The organism is Variovorax brevis (genome assembly GCF_030317105.1).
Lineage (GTDB): Bacteria > Pseudomonadota > Gammaproteobacteria > Burkholderiales > Burkholderiaceae_C > Variovorax > Variovorax brevis.
In genome coordinates this window covers 57294-71116 of the sequence record NZ_JASZYG010000015.1, presented here as the reverse complement: position 1 = coordinate 71116, position 13823 = coordinate 57294, and the positions used below count along the sequence as shown (strand labels likewise).

Genomic DNA, 13823 nt, shown 5'->3' with positions numbered 1-13823 from the left:
ACTTGCCAAACAGGAGATGCCAGATGACCCCTATCGCTTTCAAGCGCGCGTCCTGCGCGGCATGGCTTTCGATTGCGCTCGCAGCGGCGGGCTGCGGAGGAGGCGGGGACAAGGGAGGCGCGACGGCGCCGGCCAACTCCAGTGACGTCGTGATCGTCGAGCACGGCCCCAATGCGGTGTCGACCTGGAGCGAAATCGCGATCAATACCATCAACGTGCCGGCGTCTGCGACCGGGACTGCGGCCGAGCAACGGCCCATCGACTCGGTCGACCTGGCGAGCGTCCACCTTGCCATCTACGACGCGCTGATGGTCATTTCCGGCAGCTACAAGCCCTTCTACGCCGCCAGCGCCTCGAGTGCGCGGGTCGGCGAAAGCTCTCAGCCTGCTGCCGTGGCCGCTGCGGCGCTAGGGGTGCTCAAGGGACTGTATCCGGCGCGCTCGAGCCAATACCAAGGGGCCTACGACACCTACATCGCCGCGATTGCCGAAGACGACGCAAAGGCGCGTGGGCTCGCCACCGGCGCGGAAGTGGCCGCGGTCGTGCTGGCCGCCCGCGCCGACGACGGGCGCTCCGTGGTGCTCACGCCCTATGTGCCCGGCACGGCGCCGGGCCGATTCAGGGGGCAGAACCCCGTCAACCGGTTCCTTCCTGCCATGAAGCCGTTCACGCTGACGAGCGTGTCGCAGTTTCGTCCGCCGGCGCCGCCCGCGCTCGACAGCGCCGCATACGCCACCGACCTGGACGAAACACGCGCACTGGGCGGCACGGTCAGCAGTGTGCGTACGGCGGCACAGCTGGAGATCGGGCAGTTTCACACGGAGCCGCCGTTTCGCTTCTGGCCGCGCAACCTGCGGCGATTTGCGACCACCGATCGCAGCCTTGCCGATCATGCCCGCTTGATGGCGATGCTCTTCGTTGCGCAGGCCGATGCCACGATGGCATGCTTTGAAGCCAAGTACGTTTACGAGTTCTGGCGGCCGACGAGCGCCATCACCCTGGCCGAAACCGACGGTAATCCGCTGACGACGGCGGACCCGGCCTGGACACCGGTGGTGCCGACCCCCAACCATCCCGAGTACCCGGCCGCGCATGCCTGCGCTTCGGCCTCCGTCGCGGCCATGCTGCGGGCGTTTTATGGCACGGACGCCATCAAGTTCAAGTTCGACAGCACGGTCACGGGCAGCACACACCACTTCACGACGACACAGGCTTTCGTCGAGGAAGTGCGAGGCGCGCGCATCTATGGCGGCATGCACTTTCGGAACTCGCTCGTGCGGGGGGAAGAACTGGGCGAGAAGGTCGCGCAATGGGTGAACGGCCGTCACTTCCAGAAGAACTAGCGACTACGTCCGGTAACGAAGGATGCCGTTCTCGGAAGTCGTCGAACGCACGATCGAATGGCTGCGCAGGGACGGCAGGGTTTCCTATGCGGCGCTGAAGCGCGAGTTCGAGATCGACGATGGCTTCGTGGACGATCTGAAGACCGAACTCATCGACGCCAAGCGCCTTGCCGAGGATGAGAACGGACGCGTCCTGGTCTGGCGTACCGGGGAGGGTGTCGCCCTTGGAGGCGACGACGGCGAGCGTCGGCAGTTGACCGTCATGTTCTGCGATCTCGTCGGATCGACGGCGTTGTCCCAGCGGCTGGACCCAGAGGACCTGCGCGAGGTCGTGCGCGCCTACCAGCGCACCTGCGTGGAGGTCATCGAACGCTACGAGGGGAACGTCGCCCAGTACCTGGGCGATGGCCTGCTGGTCTACTTTGGGTTTCCCCGCGCGCACGAGGACGACGCGCAGCGGGCTGCCGAGGCGGGACTGCAGATGATCGAGGCTTTGCAGGCACTGAGCGCGAAGAGTCACCAACCGATCCACGCTCGCATCGGCATCCACACCGGCCTGGTCGTGATCGGCGAAATGGGTGCAGGCGGAAGGCGGGACTTGCTGGCGCTGGGCGATACCCCCAACATTGCGGCAAGGGTCCAGGGCACGGCGGCCCCGGACACCGTGATCGTGAGTGCCACGACTTATCGCCTGATCTCGGGCCTGTTCGACGGACAGGACCTGGGCCCGCACGATCTCAAAGGCCTGGCCGCACCGGTGCGCCTGCACCGCCTCCTGGCACACAGCGGTGCCCGTAGCCGCTTTGAGGCGGCCGCCCGTACGCGGCTGACGCCCCTCGTCGGGCGCGAGCACGAGAGCGCGACATTGCGAGCGGCGTGGCGCCGCGTGTTGGAGGGCGCAGGGCATGCGGTGCTCATTGCCGGCGAGGCCGGTATCGGCAAGTCGCGCCTGGCGCGCGAGGCCCGGGACGAGGCCTTGCTGGCGGGCGCGACCTGTATCGAGTTCGGCTGCTCGCCCTACCACCGCAACAGCGCCCTGTTCCCCGTGATCGGGGGGCTGCAGCGGCTGCTTCAATTTGCCTCCACGGACACGCCCGCCGAGAAGCTCGTCAAGCTCGGGAACGCGCTGGCGAAGCACCGACTCCACGATCCGGAGACTCTGGCCCTGCTGGCCAGGTTTCTTTCCGTGCCCGCCCCGTCCGATGCATTGACGGCGCTCAGTGGCCAGAAGCAGCGCGAGAAGACCAGCGAATCGCTCTTGCGGTGGATTGAGGCGGAGTCCGTGACGGCTGGCCTTTGCAACATCTGGCAGGACCTGCACTGGGCGGACCCGTCAACCCTCGAACTCTTCACGCAATTGCTGGATCGCCTGCCGCGCGCACGCATATTGGCGCTGACGACATTTCGCCCCGACTTCTCCCCTCCATGGCAAGACGCGCAGACCGTCACCTGCCTTGCACTGGGCCGCCTCGAGCGCGCCCATGTGGAAGCGATGGTGGCCGAGCTCACCGGCGGCAGGCGGCTGCCCGAGGAGGTCATGCGCGAACTCGTCCTGAAGACTGACGGGGTGCCGCTCTTCATGGAAGAACTTGCCAAGATGGTGATCGGCTCGGACATGCTCGTCGAGTCGGACGAGGGCTTCGCCCTCGTCGGGCTGCCGGGCCCGCTGTCCATCCCCGACACCCTCCAGGATTCGCTCATGGCACGGCTGGATCGGCTGGCTCCAGTGCGCGAACTGGCACAGATCGCGGCCACGTTGGGCAGAGACTTCTCGCACCTGCTCATCCGCGCAGTCACGCGGATGAGCGACTCGGCGCTTGACGACAGCCTGTGGCAATTGGTCGGCGCCGGCCTGATTGACCGGCGCGACGACGGGACGGGGGTCTTCTATTCCTTCAAGCATGCGCTGGTGCAAGAGTCGGCCTATCAGTCGCAACTGAAAAGTGCCCGTCGGCAGCGCCACCAAAACGTCGCGTGGGTCCTCGAGCAGCAATTCCCCGAAGTCTGCGCCACGCAACCAGAAGTGCTGGCCCACCACTACACCGAAGGCGGCCAAATCCACGAGGCGATCGCGTATTGGCAGCGCGCGGGCGGCTATGCGTTGTCACGAGCCGCACATCGCGAAGCCATCCACCACCTGCAGCACGCGCTGTCCTTGCTCGACTTGGAGCCGCAAACGCCCGAGCGCGCGCAGCAGGAGTTGCCCCTGCAAACCCTGCTGGGTGCTGCACTGCTGGAGATCCGTGGCTTTGCGGCACCAGAAGTCGGCATGGCATTCGGCCGGGCCGAGGCACTTTGCGCGCAGTTCGGCAACGGACCAGCGCTCTTCCCGGTCCTGCGCGGTCTGTACGGCTTCCACCTGGTGACCGGCGAGATGGAGCGCACACAGGCCTTGGCCGACAAATTGACGGCACTCGCCCGCGAGACGGCGGACTCGTCGCAGATTGTTGAAGGGCACCATACCCAGGGAATCGTCGCCTGCCATCGCGGCGACTTCGCGCGCGCCACGGAGGAGTTGGAGCGAGCCGTGCTCGTCTACGATCCCAGCATTCATGGCGCGCACTCCGCTGCCTACGGCATGGACCCTGCGGTCTCGAGCTTGATCTACCTTGGGTGGCTCCTGTCGTATGCCGGCTTCCTGGACCGGGGACTGCAGCGCAGCGCGGATGCCCATGCATTGGCGATGCGGCTAGGCACTCCATTCAACATCGCCTACGCGCTCATGGGCCGTGCCATGGCCCACCTGCGCCGGGGCGAGCCGATCGAGGTCCAGCGCCAGGCCGACGCATGCATTGCGCTTTCCGCCGAGCAGGGCTTTCCGCACTGGCTCGCCTGGGGAAACATTCTGCGGGGCTGGGCGATTGCGCAGCAGGGACAGGCGGCAGAGGCCGGTATCCAGGAAATCCGGCAGGGCCTGGCACTGCATCAAACCATCGGGACTCGGGTGTCGCATCCGACCACCTTGGGCCTGCTTGCGCAAGCCTGCTTGGCGGCCGGCGACACGGCGGCCGGCTTGGAGGTCGTCGACGAAGGGCTCGGCGAGGTGGCCGACCGCGGGGAGGCCTGGTGGCATTCCGAGCTGCTGCGAACCAGGGGGCAGTTGCTCGCCGCAGGCACCGAACTGCAATGGCAGGCGGCCGGGCAGTGCTATCAGGAAGGCATCGGCGTCGCCCGGCGGCAAGGCGCCCTATACCTTGAGTTAGGCAATGCGATCGGCTTGTCGCGGGTCCTTCACGCCCAAGGACAGGTGGACCAAGCGCGCCGGCTACTCATACCCTTGCACGGCAAGTTCGTTGAAGGCCGCGCCACGGTCCTGATTCGAGAGGGCGCGGCTCTGCTTCAATAGGTCCGACGAAAACACTCGGGCCTCCACACCCGCGCGCAACGAGGCGACAAGCGTACTTCCGGATCTTGACCGAGGCCGATATCCGCCGCACTGGGGGGAACGTACTCATCGCACCGGGCCAGCGGTACCGGAAGCCCCAGACCGACCCCCGAGGTTCAAAGAGGCGCTAGCGTCGTTCGGTGCCCCTGGCGAATCTTGCACTCTCGAGAAACTTCACCGGTCCGAACCGTTTTTCAGGCAAGGGCCCGCCGTCAGTGGGGCGACAAGCGGGGAGGTGACGTCCAGGGCGTTGGGTCGCGTTTGCAGCGGCCATCGGCCTGAATCGCCAAAATGTCGCCAGCACAGTTCTGCATCACTCCCTCGCCCACCGAGAGACCCTCGTTGCTGCGCGTGCACAACTGGGCGCGCAGCACTAGACTTTGCGCTTACCTCCCTCTCTTCTGCGCATGACAGAGACCCGGCCCATCTCCGTTCTGGTTGTCGACGACGACGAATTCCTGCTTGCGGAATTCGTCGACATGGTGCTTGCCACCGAGGCGCTGAGCCTGGCGGGTTCAGCGATCAGCCTGGCGACTGCCCGTGCCTGGATGGCGAAGGACAACGCTCCGGACGTGGCGGTGATCGACCTGGGGTTGCCCGATGGAAGCGGCACCGAAATCATCCGTGAACTGCTCGCCATGACGCCGCAGGTCGCGGTGCTGGTCATCACCGTGTTTGGCGACGAGGACCATCTCATGCAGGCGCTGGAGGCGGGTGCCACGGGCTATCTGCTCAAGGAATGCTCGCAGCATGATTTCGAGAAGGCGATACGGCAAGTGCATGCCGGCGAGTCCCCACTTTCCGCCGCCATTGCACGGCACCTGCTCAAGCGACTCGTCCCAGCATTCCCATCGACACCCGTTCAGCCTGGAAAGGGCATGCGGCCCATCGCTGGCCTTGAAGCACTCTCCAAGCGCGAGATCGAGATCCTTTCATGCATCGCCAATGGCCACTCGGTTCCTGAAGCGGCGGCCCTGCTGTCGTTGTCGCGGCACACCGTCAGTACGCACGTCAAGAACATCTACGAGAAGCTGGCGGTGAACAACAGGACGCAGGCCGTGAATCGCGCCAGGGCCACGGGTCAATTGCGTTAACCGCCGACCACGGCGCGTGAACGGGCCGCGCTGAAATTGACTGGCCGTTGACGAGCGCGGGACGGACTGGCACCCTCGACGGCATTGCACTCTGGAGAGAGGGGCATGGCGATGGGAATCCCGGCGGCTTGGCGCGCGTTGCGTGCCTGCGTGATCGCGTGGGGCGTCTTCGTCGCCGGCGTGCTGCCCGTGCAACTTGCCCGCGCAACCGTTTCTGGCTTGAGCACGCCTGACCTGCGCTTCGACCGTGCCGATTCCGTTGTCAGCGATGCCAGGGAACCGCCTGCAGACGGATGGCAGCCAACGAATCTTCCCGATGTTTGGCATCGCTCGCATCCCAAGCTGGACGGCACCGTCTGGTATCGGATTCGCTTCGTGCTCGACGAGCTTCCTGCTCAGGCCACCGCGCTGTTTGTCCCGACGGTGGCAGTCACCGGGCAGTTCATCTTCAACGGCTCGGTCCTCAACCCGCAGGCCCGGTTCCTCCAGCCGGGCGGCCCTATCGGCAGCCAGATGACCAACCAGTCGCACCTCATGCCGCTGCCACTGGGGCTGTTTCGCACGGGCGAGAACGAGCTGCTCGTGCGCGTGCAGGGAAATCCCGTCGCGGGCGGGCGGCTGTCGGTGATTCGCATGGGGCCTTACGCGGAGTTGCACAACGCTTGGCTCGTTCGCGAGATACCGCAGCGGGTGATACCGCAAGCGCTCTTGACGTTGATGCTGGCGACCCTCGTCTTTGCGTTCATCATTTCCTGGCGTCAAAGGCGATTCGAGAACTGGCGATTCGTGCTCGTCACATCGCTATGGACGGCGCTGCTGGTCGTCTACCTCTTTCCCGAAATGCCGTTGACTGAAAGCGGTTATCTGCTCTTGCTCTCCTTCCTGATCAATAGCTTCACCTGGGCGCTGCTGGACCTGCTCTGGCGTGTCAGCCGCAGCACATGGCGCTGGTTTCCACGCGTGCTCCGCGCGACGGCCTTGCTGACGCTTGCGGGTCTCCTGATGGTCGCGCTCGTTCCCGGGTACATCGTCGCCCTGAGTGTCATATCGCTGCCGTTCGTGGTGCTGCGCCTGGTGGCGACCGCGATGCTTTGGCGATGGGCATTGAAGGAACGAAGCTGGCGCGCGTTTGCGCTGGCCGGTGCCGAACTGATCTGGTTCCTGGGTTTTGTCCAGTTCCTTGGATTGGTCGCGGGCATTCTGCCCAGGGATCCCTTCATGCTGACACCCAGCGATTCGTTGCCGATGTTCTGCGTGCTGCTCTTCTTTTTCGTGGAGCGATTCGTTCAAGACCGCGAGCACGCGGCCAGGGAGAAGCAAGCGGCCATCGGCGAGGAGCGCGAACGCCTTCTCATCGACATGCACGATGGGCTGGGCGCTCAATTGACCACCGCGCTGCGCCTGGCGCAAAGGCGCGATGGCGATCGCCAGGTGCTCGTCCACAACATCGAAGATGCCTTGCAGGACCTTCGCTCCATCGTCGATTCGCTGGACGTGGCCGGCAATGACCTGCTGGTGCTGCTGGGCAACCTTCGCGCTCGCCTGACACCGCGAATGGACGCCCTGCAAATCCAGCTTCATTGGAAAGTCGAGCCGCTTCCGCCCATCGACGGATTGACGCCGCAAGGCGCGCTGGCCGTCTTGCGCGTCGTGCAGGAAGCGCTCAACAACGCGGTGCGCCATGCCAGCGCCAGTGCGATCACGATCTCGGCGGCCCCAATCGGCCGCCAGGTGCTCGTTGAGGTTGCTGACAACGGGGCGGGCCTCGATGCGAACGTGCCCAACGGAAGCGGGCGCGGCCGCGGTCTTGTCGGGATGCGCAAGCGCGCCGACCGGCTCGGGGGAACGCTGAGCGTCGGACCGGGTGTCGATGGCGGGACCCGGGTTTCGCTGAGCCTGCCGACCTCGATCACGCACGCCGAGCCTTCGACGGGCCGGTAGCGAGCCCTTGCGGGCAAGCCCACGATTTCGTCCGTCAAATACCCTGATCGCGGTATGACCTGCGCCGTGTCGGTCCCTACGATTTCGAGGCACGAGTCCAGTCGTGTCTCAATCCCGGAGGGCACCATGCATTCCTCGCATTCGACGTTTTCCATGGGCAGTCTGTCAGGAGATCGATCTGCCTCGCGACATGCCTGGGCAATCGTCCTGATCGGACTGTGGTTGCTGTGTGTGGCCGGTGTGCTTGCCGCTTTGGTGGCCGACGGTGGCCATCCTTCCAATGGGCAGCCAGCGGCGCTGACGATGGACAACGTTCAAATCGCTTCAATTGCCCTTGCCTTGCGGCTCGGGTAATGCGCGGCCTGCAGTGAGCTCCGGCCGCATGGCGGCGAAGGCTTCGTGCGAAGCGCCGTCCGTCAAGACACTCGCACTGGCGCCTCGCTCCTTCATCACGTTGCTGCTGCTGGCGGCCATGCTGGCCGGAAGCGTTGTCGCCGCGCGGATGGCGTTCGACAGCGGCACGAGCGTCTACACGGCGCTTGCCGTGCGCAGTGCGGTCACCGCTTGCGTGCTGCTCATGCTTTGCCGATCCAGGCATGTGCGCGCCACGCCGAGCGGGCGGCAAGGCCTGATGCTCGGCGTGATTGGACTGATGCTGGGCCTGCAGGGCATTTGCCTGTACTCGGCGGTGCAACTGTTGTCGGTGGGACTGGCGGTGCTGACCTTCAACACCTACCCATTGTGGATCGGCCTGGCGTGCTGGCTCCTGTATCGCCAGCGGCCGGGCCGCAAGATCTTGTTGGCGATGCCTGTGGTCCTGATCGGCCTGGCACTGGCCCTGGACGTGCCAGCCGGTACGGCCGCGCTCGGTGCGTCTGATGCATGGGCCCGGCAGAAATTGGGCGTGCTGCTGGCGCTGGTGGCCGCGGCGCTGTATGCGATGGCGCTGACCTTGACGCAACACGAGGTCTTCGAACTGGACGGCCGCTTTCGCAGTGCGTCCACCTTGCTCGTCGTCAGTGCGGTGGCGCTCTCCGCGATCGGGATCGGTGGCGAGGCCACGTGGCCGGGCTCGACTTCGGGCTGGTGGGGTCTTGCCGGCTTGACGGTGCTCTATGGCAGTGCGATCACGATGCTATTTACCGTACTTCCGAAGTTGGGAGTCGCGGGCAATTCGCCGATCATGAGCATCGAGCCCGTGATGGCGATGATGCTGGCCGCATGGATCCTGGGACAACAAGTCAACTCGCAGCAGGTGCTGGGTGCTCTTGCGGTGGTTGGTGTGGTGATGCTCCTGGGACTGCGCAAGGCGTAGCCAAAGAATATGAAGCTCATGATTCAACTTCTTGGCGCCTTCACGCTGGGTGCGCTCGTCTCCGGGGTCGTGGCCTTTGGACTGAACGGTCCATCGCCCGCGAATGCTTCAGCGACACGCAAGCTTGCAACAGCTGCCACCGCAGTTCCGTTCGATCACGGGCAGTCCAGACTTGAAGTTCTGCGGAACGAGGCGGCGATCGGCGATGACAGTTCCAACCAGGAAATCACCACCGCACTACTGGACCGGTACGAATTGACTGCAGACCCGGACGATCTCTACGAGGCGATCCTCTGGATCGACAGGCGTTGGGAGGCATCCGGAAGCGCAGGAGCGGCGCAGCGTGTCGCTGCAAACTATTGTGAGCATCCGGTGCTACGTTGGCACTGGCTCTGCATGCCGGGCGAATGACGGCTACGAGTTCGCCCGTGCGGCGCGATTGACCCTCCCTGGCCTCTCCCCGACCCTAATCGGAGGCTGGGCGTGCTTCAACCGTCTGCCAAGCGATGTCGCCAGCCCCGCAGCCAGGAGCCGAGGGGACGTAGCCTGGCAGGCCGATGGTGCACCGCCGGGTGCGACAGCCGCGCCAGACTGGGGCCGGCTTGAGCCGGCTGGGTACAGACGTCTCCGCTTCGCCAAGCTCGAAGGGCAGCACGCGATTTCGTCAGGCCCATTCATGACTTCGTGGGGGCTGATCGCGGCAGGATCTGATCGAGCAGGCCCTTGCCTTGAAGTGCATTCAGCCAACGAACGGGAATGCATGTTTTGCCGTAGAAGGCGCCGGCCAGGCCGCCGGCAATGCAAGCTGTGGTGTCGGTGTCGTGGCCCAGTGCGATTGCACTGCGAACTGCATCCTCAAAAGAGTCTGTTGATTCAATGCAGTCGAATGCGGACCACAGCGAATCGAGGACGAAGCCGCTGCCCTGTCCTGGCGTGCGGCTTTCAACGAGCTTTCTGAATTCCCGTGCCTCTTGGGCCGTGAGGTTCGTCGGCAGCGACTCGCAGGCACATTCATACGCAACATCGAAGCCTGTACCTGCCAGCAACGCGCGCGCCACCAACACGTACAACGCGCAGGCCAGCTGCGACCAGAGGTGACCATGCGTAGGAAGTCCTTGCACGCGCGCAAGGTGCACCGCTTCGGCCTCGGAGTTCGCCATGAAGGCGACTGGCAGAACGCGCATCAATGCGCCGTTGCCGTTGTCGCGCTCGCTTGTAGACCCGGCGAGGTGCGGAAGGACGCCAGCTTCAATTCGCCGAAGTGCTGTGCTCGTCTGAATCCCGACATCAAACACGCGCCCATCCGGTGTGTATTGGGCGTGGCGTAGCCACGAGAGCATGCGCTGCGCGTAGTCGTCCACCGAGAAGGGCGCGACCGTCGTGAGGCTATCGAGCAAGGCGAGCATGAGCGCGCCGTCATCGCTCCAGGTGCCGATTGGCACGCCGTAGTGCGCACGGCGAAATCCGGCCGGAGGCGCCATCTCCAACAGATGCGTGGGGGGCAGGTCCTCAGGTGCGTGAAATTCGTAGGGCATACCGAGGGCGTCGCCGACCAGAGCGCCGTAGATTGCACCGTGAATTCGATCTTCTGTAAAAGACGTTGGCTGGCACGGCGACGCGATCTCCCGCGGCATCTCGCTGTTCGTCGACTCCGGAAACATCAGCTCTCTTCCTCCAGAAGTTTGACTATCTCGACGACAACATCGCAGTCAACAGGAATTCCGATCATTCGACCGAGATTGGGCATGAAATCGTTCCCAAACCAGGCGCGCGGCGGTGGCAGCGATTGGAAGCACCTCAGATGCGCCATGGCAACTCGAACGATCAGCCCTCGTGCAGCTTGCGTGGCCGGTTGCTTGGCGCCTGCGCTTTGCAACGATTTCACAGCGTAGTCGGTGCCCGCCATCACGGCGTCAATATCGGCACGCAGGCGACTCACCAGTTCGGCAGATTCAGCGAGATGCAGTCTCAGCCGCTTTTCGATCTCCGGGTCATGCAGAGCGTCCAAAGCAATCCTGAAGGCCCGGGCGGAACCAGAAAGATCGCCAAGCGCGCGACGCACTTCTTGCGGTGCGGGTCGGGCGCACGTGTCGAGCGCCTCCACAGCTGCACGTGAAACGTCCTCCAGGAATGGCGCCGTGTTGACGGGTCCTTCTGGCCTGGCCGGCAAATACGCCGAAAGGTGGGCCATATGCTCAGGGGACAGTCGAGGGGCCACGGCCGGCGAGGCGGCGCTTGGGGTCGGGCCCCTTTTCGCGATTCCGAGGCTCATCACTGCCCCAGGCATTTGCAGGCTGGAAGAGCGCTTTCGTGCGTACGGTGAAGGCGGATCGGGGATGCAGTTGTCATGCGTCGTCGTCTGGGGCTGCGCAGGGCGCTGCCCTTGATCGCGAAGGTTGGGCGCGAAGGTTGGGCGCGAAGGTTGGGCGCGAAGGCGTGCGGAGCTACGGCGGTCGATTTTGCCCGCTCGCTGCCAACAACGCCTCCTCCTTTTTGGGGAGGTATCCACGCCTTGTCCCCGGCGGCGGCGTGGGTGAGCCAGGGGTCAGCTACAGAAGCGGCCGACGAGCATGCGGGGATTCAGGCGCCGCAAAGCGCCGAGCCGCACGTTGGAGGGGGCGGCGCCGCCAAGGGCGCCTCGCGCGCATCCCTGGCACTTGGATCTCCTCCTGCGCTGTTCACGCTTGCGACAATTGCCTCCGCAGCGTGCCCCCGTGCCCAACAACCAGACTGCCCGCAGGAGCGAGAGGCCTGAAAACCTGGTTGATCTGCGTGGCAGCTGTATTGGCCGGCTCGGCGCAGGCAGGAACGATCTTCCTTGCAGGGCATGCAACGGTGCGACGTTCTGGTCCAGTGAGCATTGCAACCAGCGCCATGCCTTGATCGATCGCATGGAACACGTCGCCCCGGGGAGAGATGACGATGAACGATTTGACCGCATTGGTGCGAAGCCGCCCCGCTGCCCCGACGTGTACAGCATGTACTCTCAAGAACTCCAGACGCTGTTGAAGCGCCGCGACTTGCGGCGGGGCCGTACGCAAGCAAGCCAGTTTCCCCTCGATAAGCGGTGGTTATCGCTGGCTGAGGGGAAGGCGCTGCTGGCAAGCGCCCGGAAGGATCTCGTTGTGGAGAAGTCGCTTTCCATTGCTGCGGTACTCATTCATGTTGCCAGGCCGGGCCCGCGGGCTTCATCGTCGTAGCGCACCCGGCCGTGGTGAATGTCAGCACTTCAGTTGCGTGCATGCACCGGACGCTCGCTTACCTCGGGTGAAAACTTCACCTGACTTCTTCATGGCTCCATCCTCTCCAGGATTGCCGCCTCCTGAAGATCCAGGGCGGCTCTGTCTGACCGCGTGAGAGGCAACGCCACGATCGACATAATGGGATGGGCGAACCTGACCAAAGCGATGAGGTGAGGCGTTCAGGAATACGGAAAATGACGCGATGAACTTCTCTACGGATGAGCAACGAAAAGAGTCGCTGCAGTTGCTGCAGGAGACCGCGGACTATTTGAAGCGCCTGCCGATGGCGCCGCTCACGCGCGGCTTCATTGCCAGAATCGAGGCGCATCTGGCGGCGCCGACTGCAAGGTTGACGCTGGAGCGCCCGCGCGTTCTGACGGCCCAGACCTATTCACCCGAGGGGCGGCCTGTCGTGCGGGCAAAGCTCGTGGGCAATGTGCTGACGGTGCGGGTGCACAAGGACGGTCAGGCGTTGGTCGCCAAGGGGCTTGAACTGCCGATGGTGGAGGACAAAGACGATTTGCACTGGGACTTGACCGGGCCCGAAAAATGACAGGCACGACTGCGACACACTCAAGAGTTCCTGCGCGGCGGCACCGTGAATCAGTTCCCGGGCCGCTCCCGCCCGCACCAGGTGCGCGACGCCGACTGCGCGCGAACGCTACGCCATACCCGGCGTCAATGGTGCAGCAACATGCACATCGCTAGATCGCCTCTCACTCGGCCAAGGGTGCGCAAGAAGAGGAAACAACGGCCGCAACGGCAGGTCAGCTGGGCGCAACTCCTCTCGAAAATCGGCAGCCAACCTGGCGATCAAGCCAGGGTCCGGATTGTGCACCGCGCATCACGCGCTCTCGAGCGGCGCAGTAAAAGTTCGGTCTTCCACAAGTGCATTGCAATTCTTGCGAACCACCCGCAAATCTCGCAAGCACGCCGCCTTGTCCAGAAAAGGGCGGCTGGTCGTGACTGATTCCTTCGGGCCTACAAGGACCCAATGGAAGCGCATGTCATAACCCTGCCTGATCTCGATTCGCTGCGGCTGCGCGTTGGCGTTGGCAACCATTTGGATGGACGGCATGGACATCCGCTCCACCGTACGCCCTCCTTCGCGCACAGGCAACGATAGATGTACCTCGCGTGGATAGGTCGTCTATCGGAATCTCTCGCACTGGGGCGTTCTCCCTGAGCCCCGCAACGTCGCCGCATGACAGCCGCGGTCGGGCCTCTGTTCGTGGTGCCGAGCAAGGAGGGCCCGCGGCCCGCGCGCGCCGTCACATGCTCAGGCAGCCGAGGGGGTACCTGGCGTTGCGTTTGCAATCTTGATCATGCCAACCTTTGTGGATTGATTTCACGATCCAAGTGCGGCACGTGTCATTGCTTCAACTCCGTAGATCGTTTCGACCCCCGTTCGCGCGGTGCTGAAGTGCACCCGGCCAGGCAAGTGCCGTCAACTGGAATCAGGCTTCCGTGCAAGTTTCAGTTTTCTCGTCGAGGACAATCCGC

The 13823-nt window shown here is 64.3% G+C and carries 12 protein-coding genes; 9 read left to right on the top strand and 3 right to left on the bottom strand.

The window, feature by feature from the left end; all coding sequences use genetic code 11:
- Nucleotides 1-23 precede the first annotated feature (23 nt).
- From QTI66_RS31345 to QTI66_RS31315, 7 genes are all read left to right on the top strand, one after another.
- Complete coding sequence (locus tag QTI66_RS31345) at nt 24-1343, top strand: vanadium-dependent haloperoxidase (RefSeq protein WP_286564249.1); 1320 nt, start codon at nt 24-26, stop codon at nt 1341-1343.
- A gap of 22 nt (nt 1344-1365) precedes the next feature.
- Nucleotides 1366-4689, top strand: a complete 3324-nt coding sequence (locus QTI66_RS31340; RefSeq protein WP_286564247.1) for an adenylate/guanylate cyclase domain-containing protein — start codon at nt 1366-1368, stop codon at nt 4687-4689.
- Between the two features lie 446 nt (nt 4690-5135).
- On the top strand, nt 5136-5822 hold the full coding sequence (locus QTI66_RS31335) for a response regulator transcription factor (protein WP_286564246.1): 687 nt from the start codon (nt 5136-5138) through the stop codon (nt 5820-5822).
- 105 nt (nt 5823-5927) lie between these two features.
- Nucleotides 5928-7763: a sensor histidine kinase gene (locus QTI66_RS31330; RefSeq protein WP_286564245.1), complete on the top strand. Its 1836-nt coding sequence runs from the start codon at nt 5928-5930 to the stop codon at nt 7761-7763.
- Between the two features lie 126 nt (nt 7764-7889).
- Nucleotides 7890-8117: a hypothetical protein gene (locus QTI66_RS31325; protein WP_286564244.1), complete on the top strand. Its 228-nt coding sequence runs from the start codon at nt 7890-7892 to the stop codon at nt 8115-8117.
- A 13-nt stretch (nt 8118-8130) separates the two neighbouring features.
- A complete protein-coding gene (locus tag QTI66_RS31320) occupies nt 8131-9078 on the top strand; it encodes a DMT family transporter (RefSeq protein WP_286564243.1) in 948 nt (315 codons plus the stop codon).
- Between the two features lie 18 nt (nt 9079-9096).
- On the top strand, nt 9097-9489 hold the full coding sequence (locus QTI66_RS31315; RefSeq protein ID WP_286564242.1) for a hypothetical protein: 393 nt from the start codon (nt 9097-9099) through the stop codon (nt 9487-9489).
- A gap of 263 nt (nt 9490-9752) precedes the next feature.
- Here the strand turns inward: QTI66_RS31315 and QTI66_RS31310 are convergent, their stop codons facing one another.
- Nucleotides 9753-10739, bottom strand: coding sequence for an ADP-ribosylglycohydrolase family protein (locus QTI66_RS31310; RefSeq protein ID WP_286564240.1), 987 nt, complete (start codon nt 10737-10739; stop codon nt 9753-9755).
- The gene (locus QTI66_RS31305) at nt 10739-11269 is read right to left on the bottom strand and encodes a hypothetical protein (RefSeq protein WP_286564239.1); all 531 of its coding nucleotides are present in this window, start codon (nt 11267-11269) and stop codon (nt 10739-10741) included. Before QTI66_RS31305 ends, QTI66_RS31310 begins: the two co-directional genes overlap by 1 nt.
- Before the next feature lie 523 nt (nt 11270-11792).
- Here QTI66_RS31305 and QTI66_RS31300 point away from each other — a divergent pair.
- On the top strand, nt 11793-12278 hold the full coding sequence (locus tag QTI66_RS31300; protein WP_286564238.1) for a hypothetical protein: 486 nt from the start codon (nt 11793-11795) through the stop codon (nt 12276-12278).
- A 244-nt stretch (nt 12279-12522) separates the two neighbouring features.
- Nucleotides 12523-12873, top strand: a complete 351-nt coding sequence (locus QTI66_RS31295; RefSeq protein ID WP_286564236.1) for a hypothetical protein — start codon at nt 12523-12525, stop codon at nt 12871-12873.
- A gap of 291 nt (nt 12874-13164) precedes the next feature.
- On the opposite strand, the gene QTI66_RS31290 is transcribed toward QTI66_RS31295, so the two are convergent.
- The gene (locus QTI66_RS31290; protein WP_286564235.1) at nt 13165-13398 is read right to left on the bottom strand and encodes a hypothetical protein; all 234 of its coding nucleotides are present in this window, start codon (nt 13396-13398) and stop codon (nt 13165-13167) included.
- Between the last annotated feature and the right edge of the window lie 425 nt (nt 13399-13823).

What these genes read in the sequence shown, in the direction of transcription:
- QTI66_RS31345 (WP_286564249.1), top strand. Translation starts at nt 24, where the DNA reads ATGACCCCTATCGCTTTCAAGCGCGCGTCCTGCGCGGCATGGCTTTCG.
- QTI66_RS31340 (WP_286564247.1), top strand. Translation starts at nt 1,366, where the DNA reads ATGCCGTTCTCGGAAGTCGTCGAACGCACGATCGAATGGCTGCGCAGG.
- QTI66_RS31335 (WP_286564246.1), top strand. Translation starts at nt 5,136, where the DNA reads ATGACAGAGACCCGGCCCATCTCCGTTCTGGTTGTCGACGACGACGAA.
- QTI66_RS31330 (WP_286564245.1), top strand. Translation starts at nt 5,928, where the DNA reads ATGGCGATGGGAATCCCGGCGGCTTGGCGCGCGTTGCGTGCCTGCGTG.
- QTI66_RS31325 (WP_286564244.1), top strand. Translation starts at nt 7,890, where the DNA reads ATGCATTCCTCGCATTCGACGTTTTCCATGGGCAGTCTGTCAGGAGAT.
- QTI66_RS31315 (WP_286564242.1), top strand. Translation starts at nt 9,097, where the DNA reads ATGATTCAACTTCTTGGCGCCTTCACGCTGGGTGCGCTCGTCTCCGGG.
- QTI66_RS31310 (WP_286564240.1), bottom strand. Translation starts at nt 10,739, where the DNA reads ATGTTTCCGGAGTCGACGAACAGCGAGATGCCGCGGGAGATCGCGTCG.
- QTI66_RS31305 (WP_286564239.1), bottom strand. Translation starts at nt 11,269, where the DNA reads ATGGCCCACCTTTCGGCGTATTTGCCGGCCAGGCCAGAAGGACCCGTC.
- QTI66_RS31295 (WP_286564236.1), top strand. Translation starts at nt 12,523, where the DNA reads ATGAACTTCTCTACGGATGAGCAACGAAAAGAGTCGCTGCAGTTGCTG.
- QTI66_RS31290 (WP_286564235.1), bottom strand. Translation starts at nt 13,398, where the DNA reads ATGCCGTCCATCCAAATGGTTGCCAACGCCAACGCGCAGCCGCAGCGA.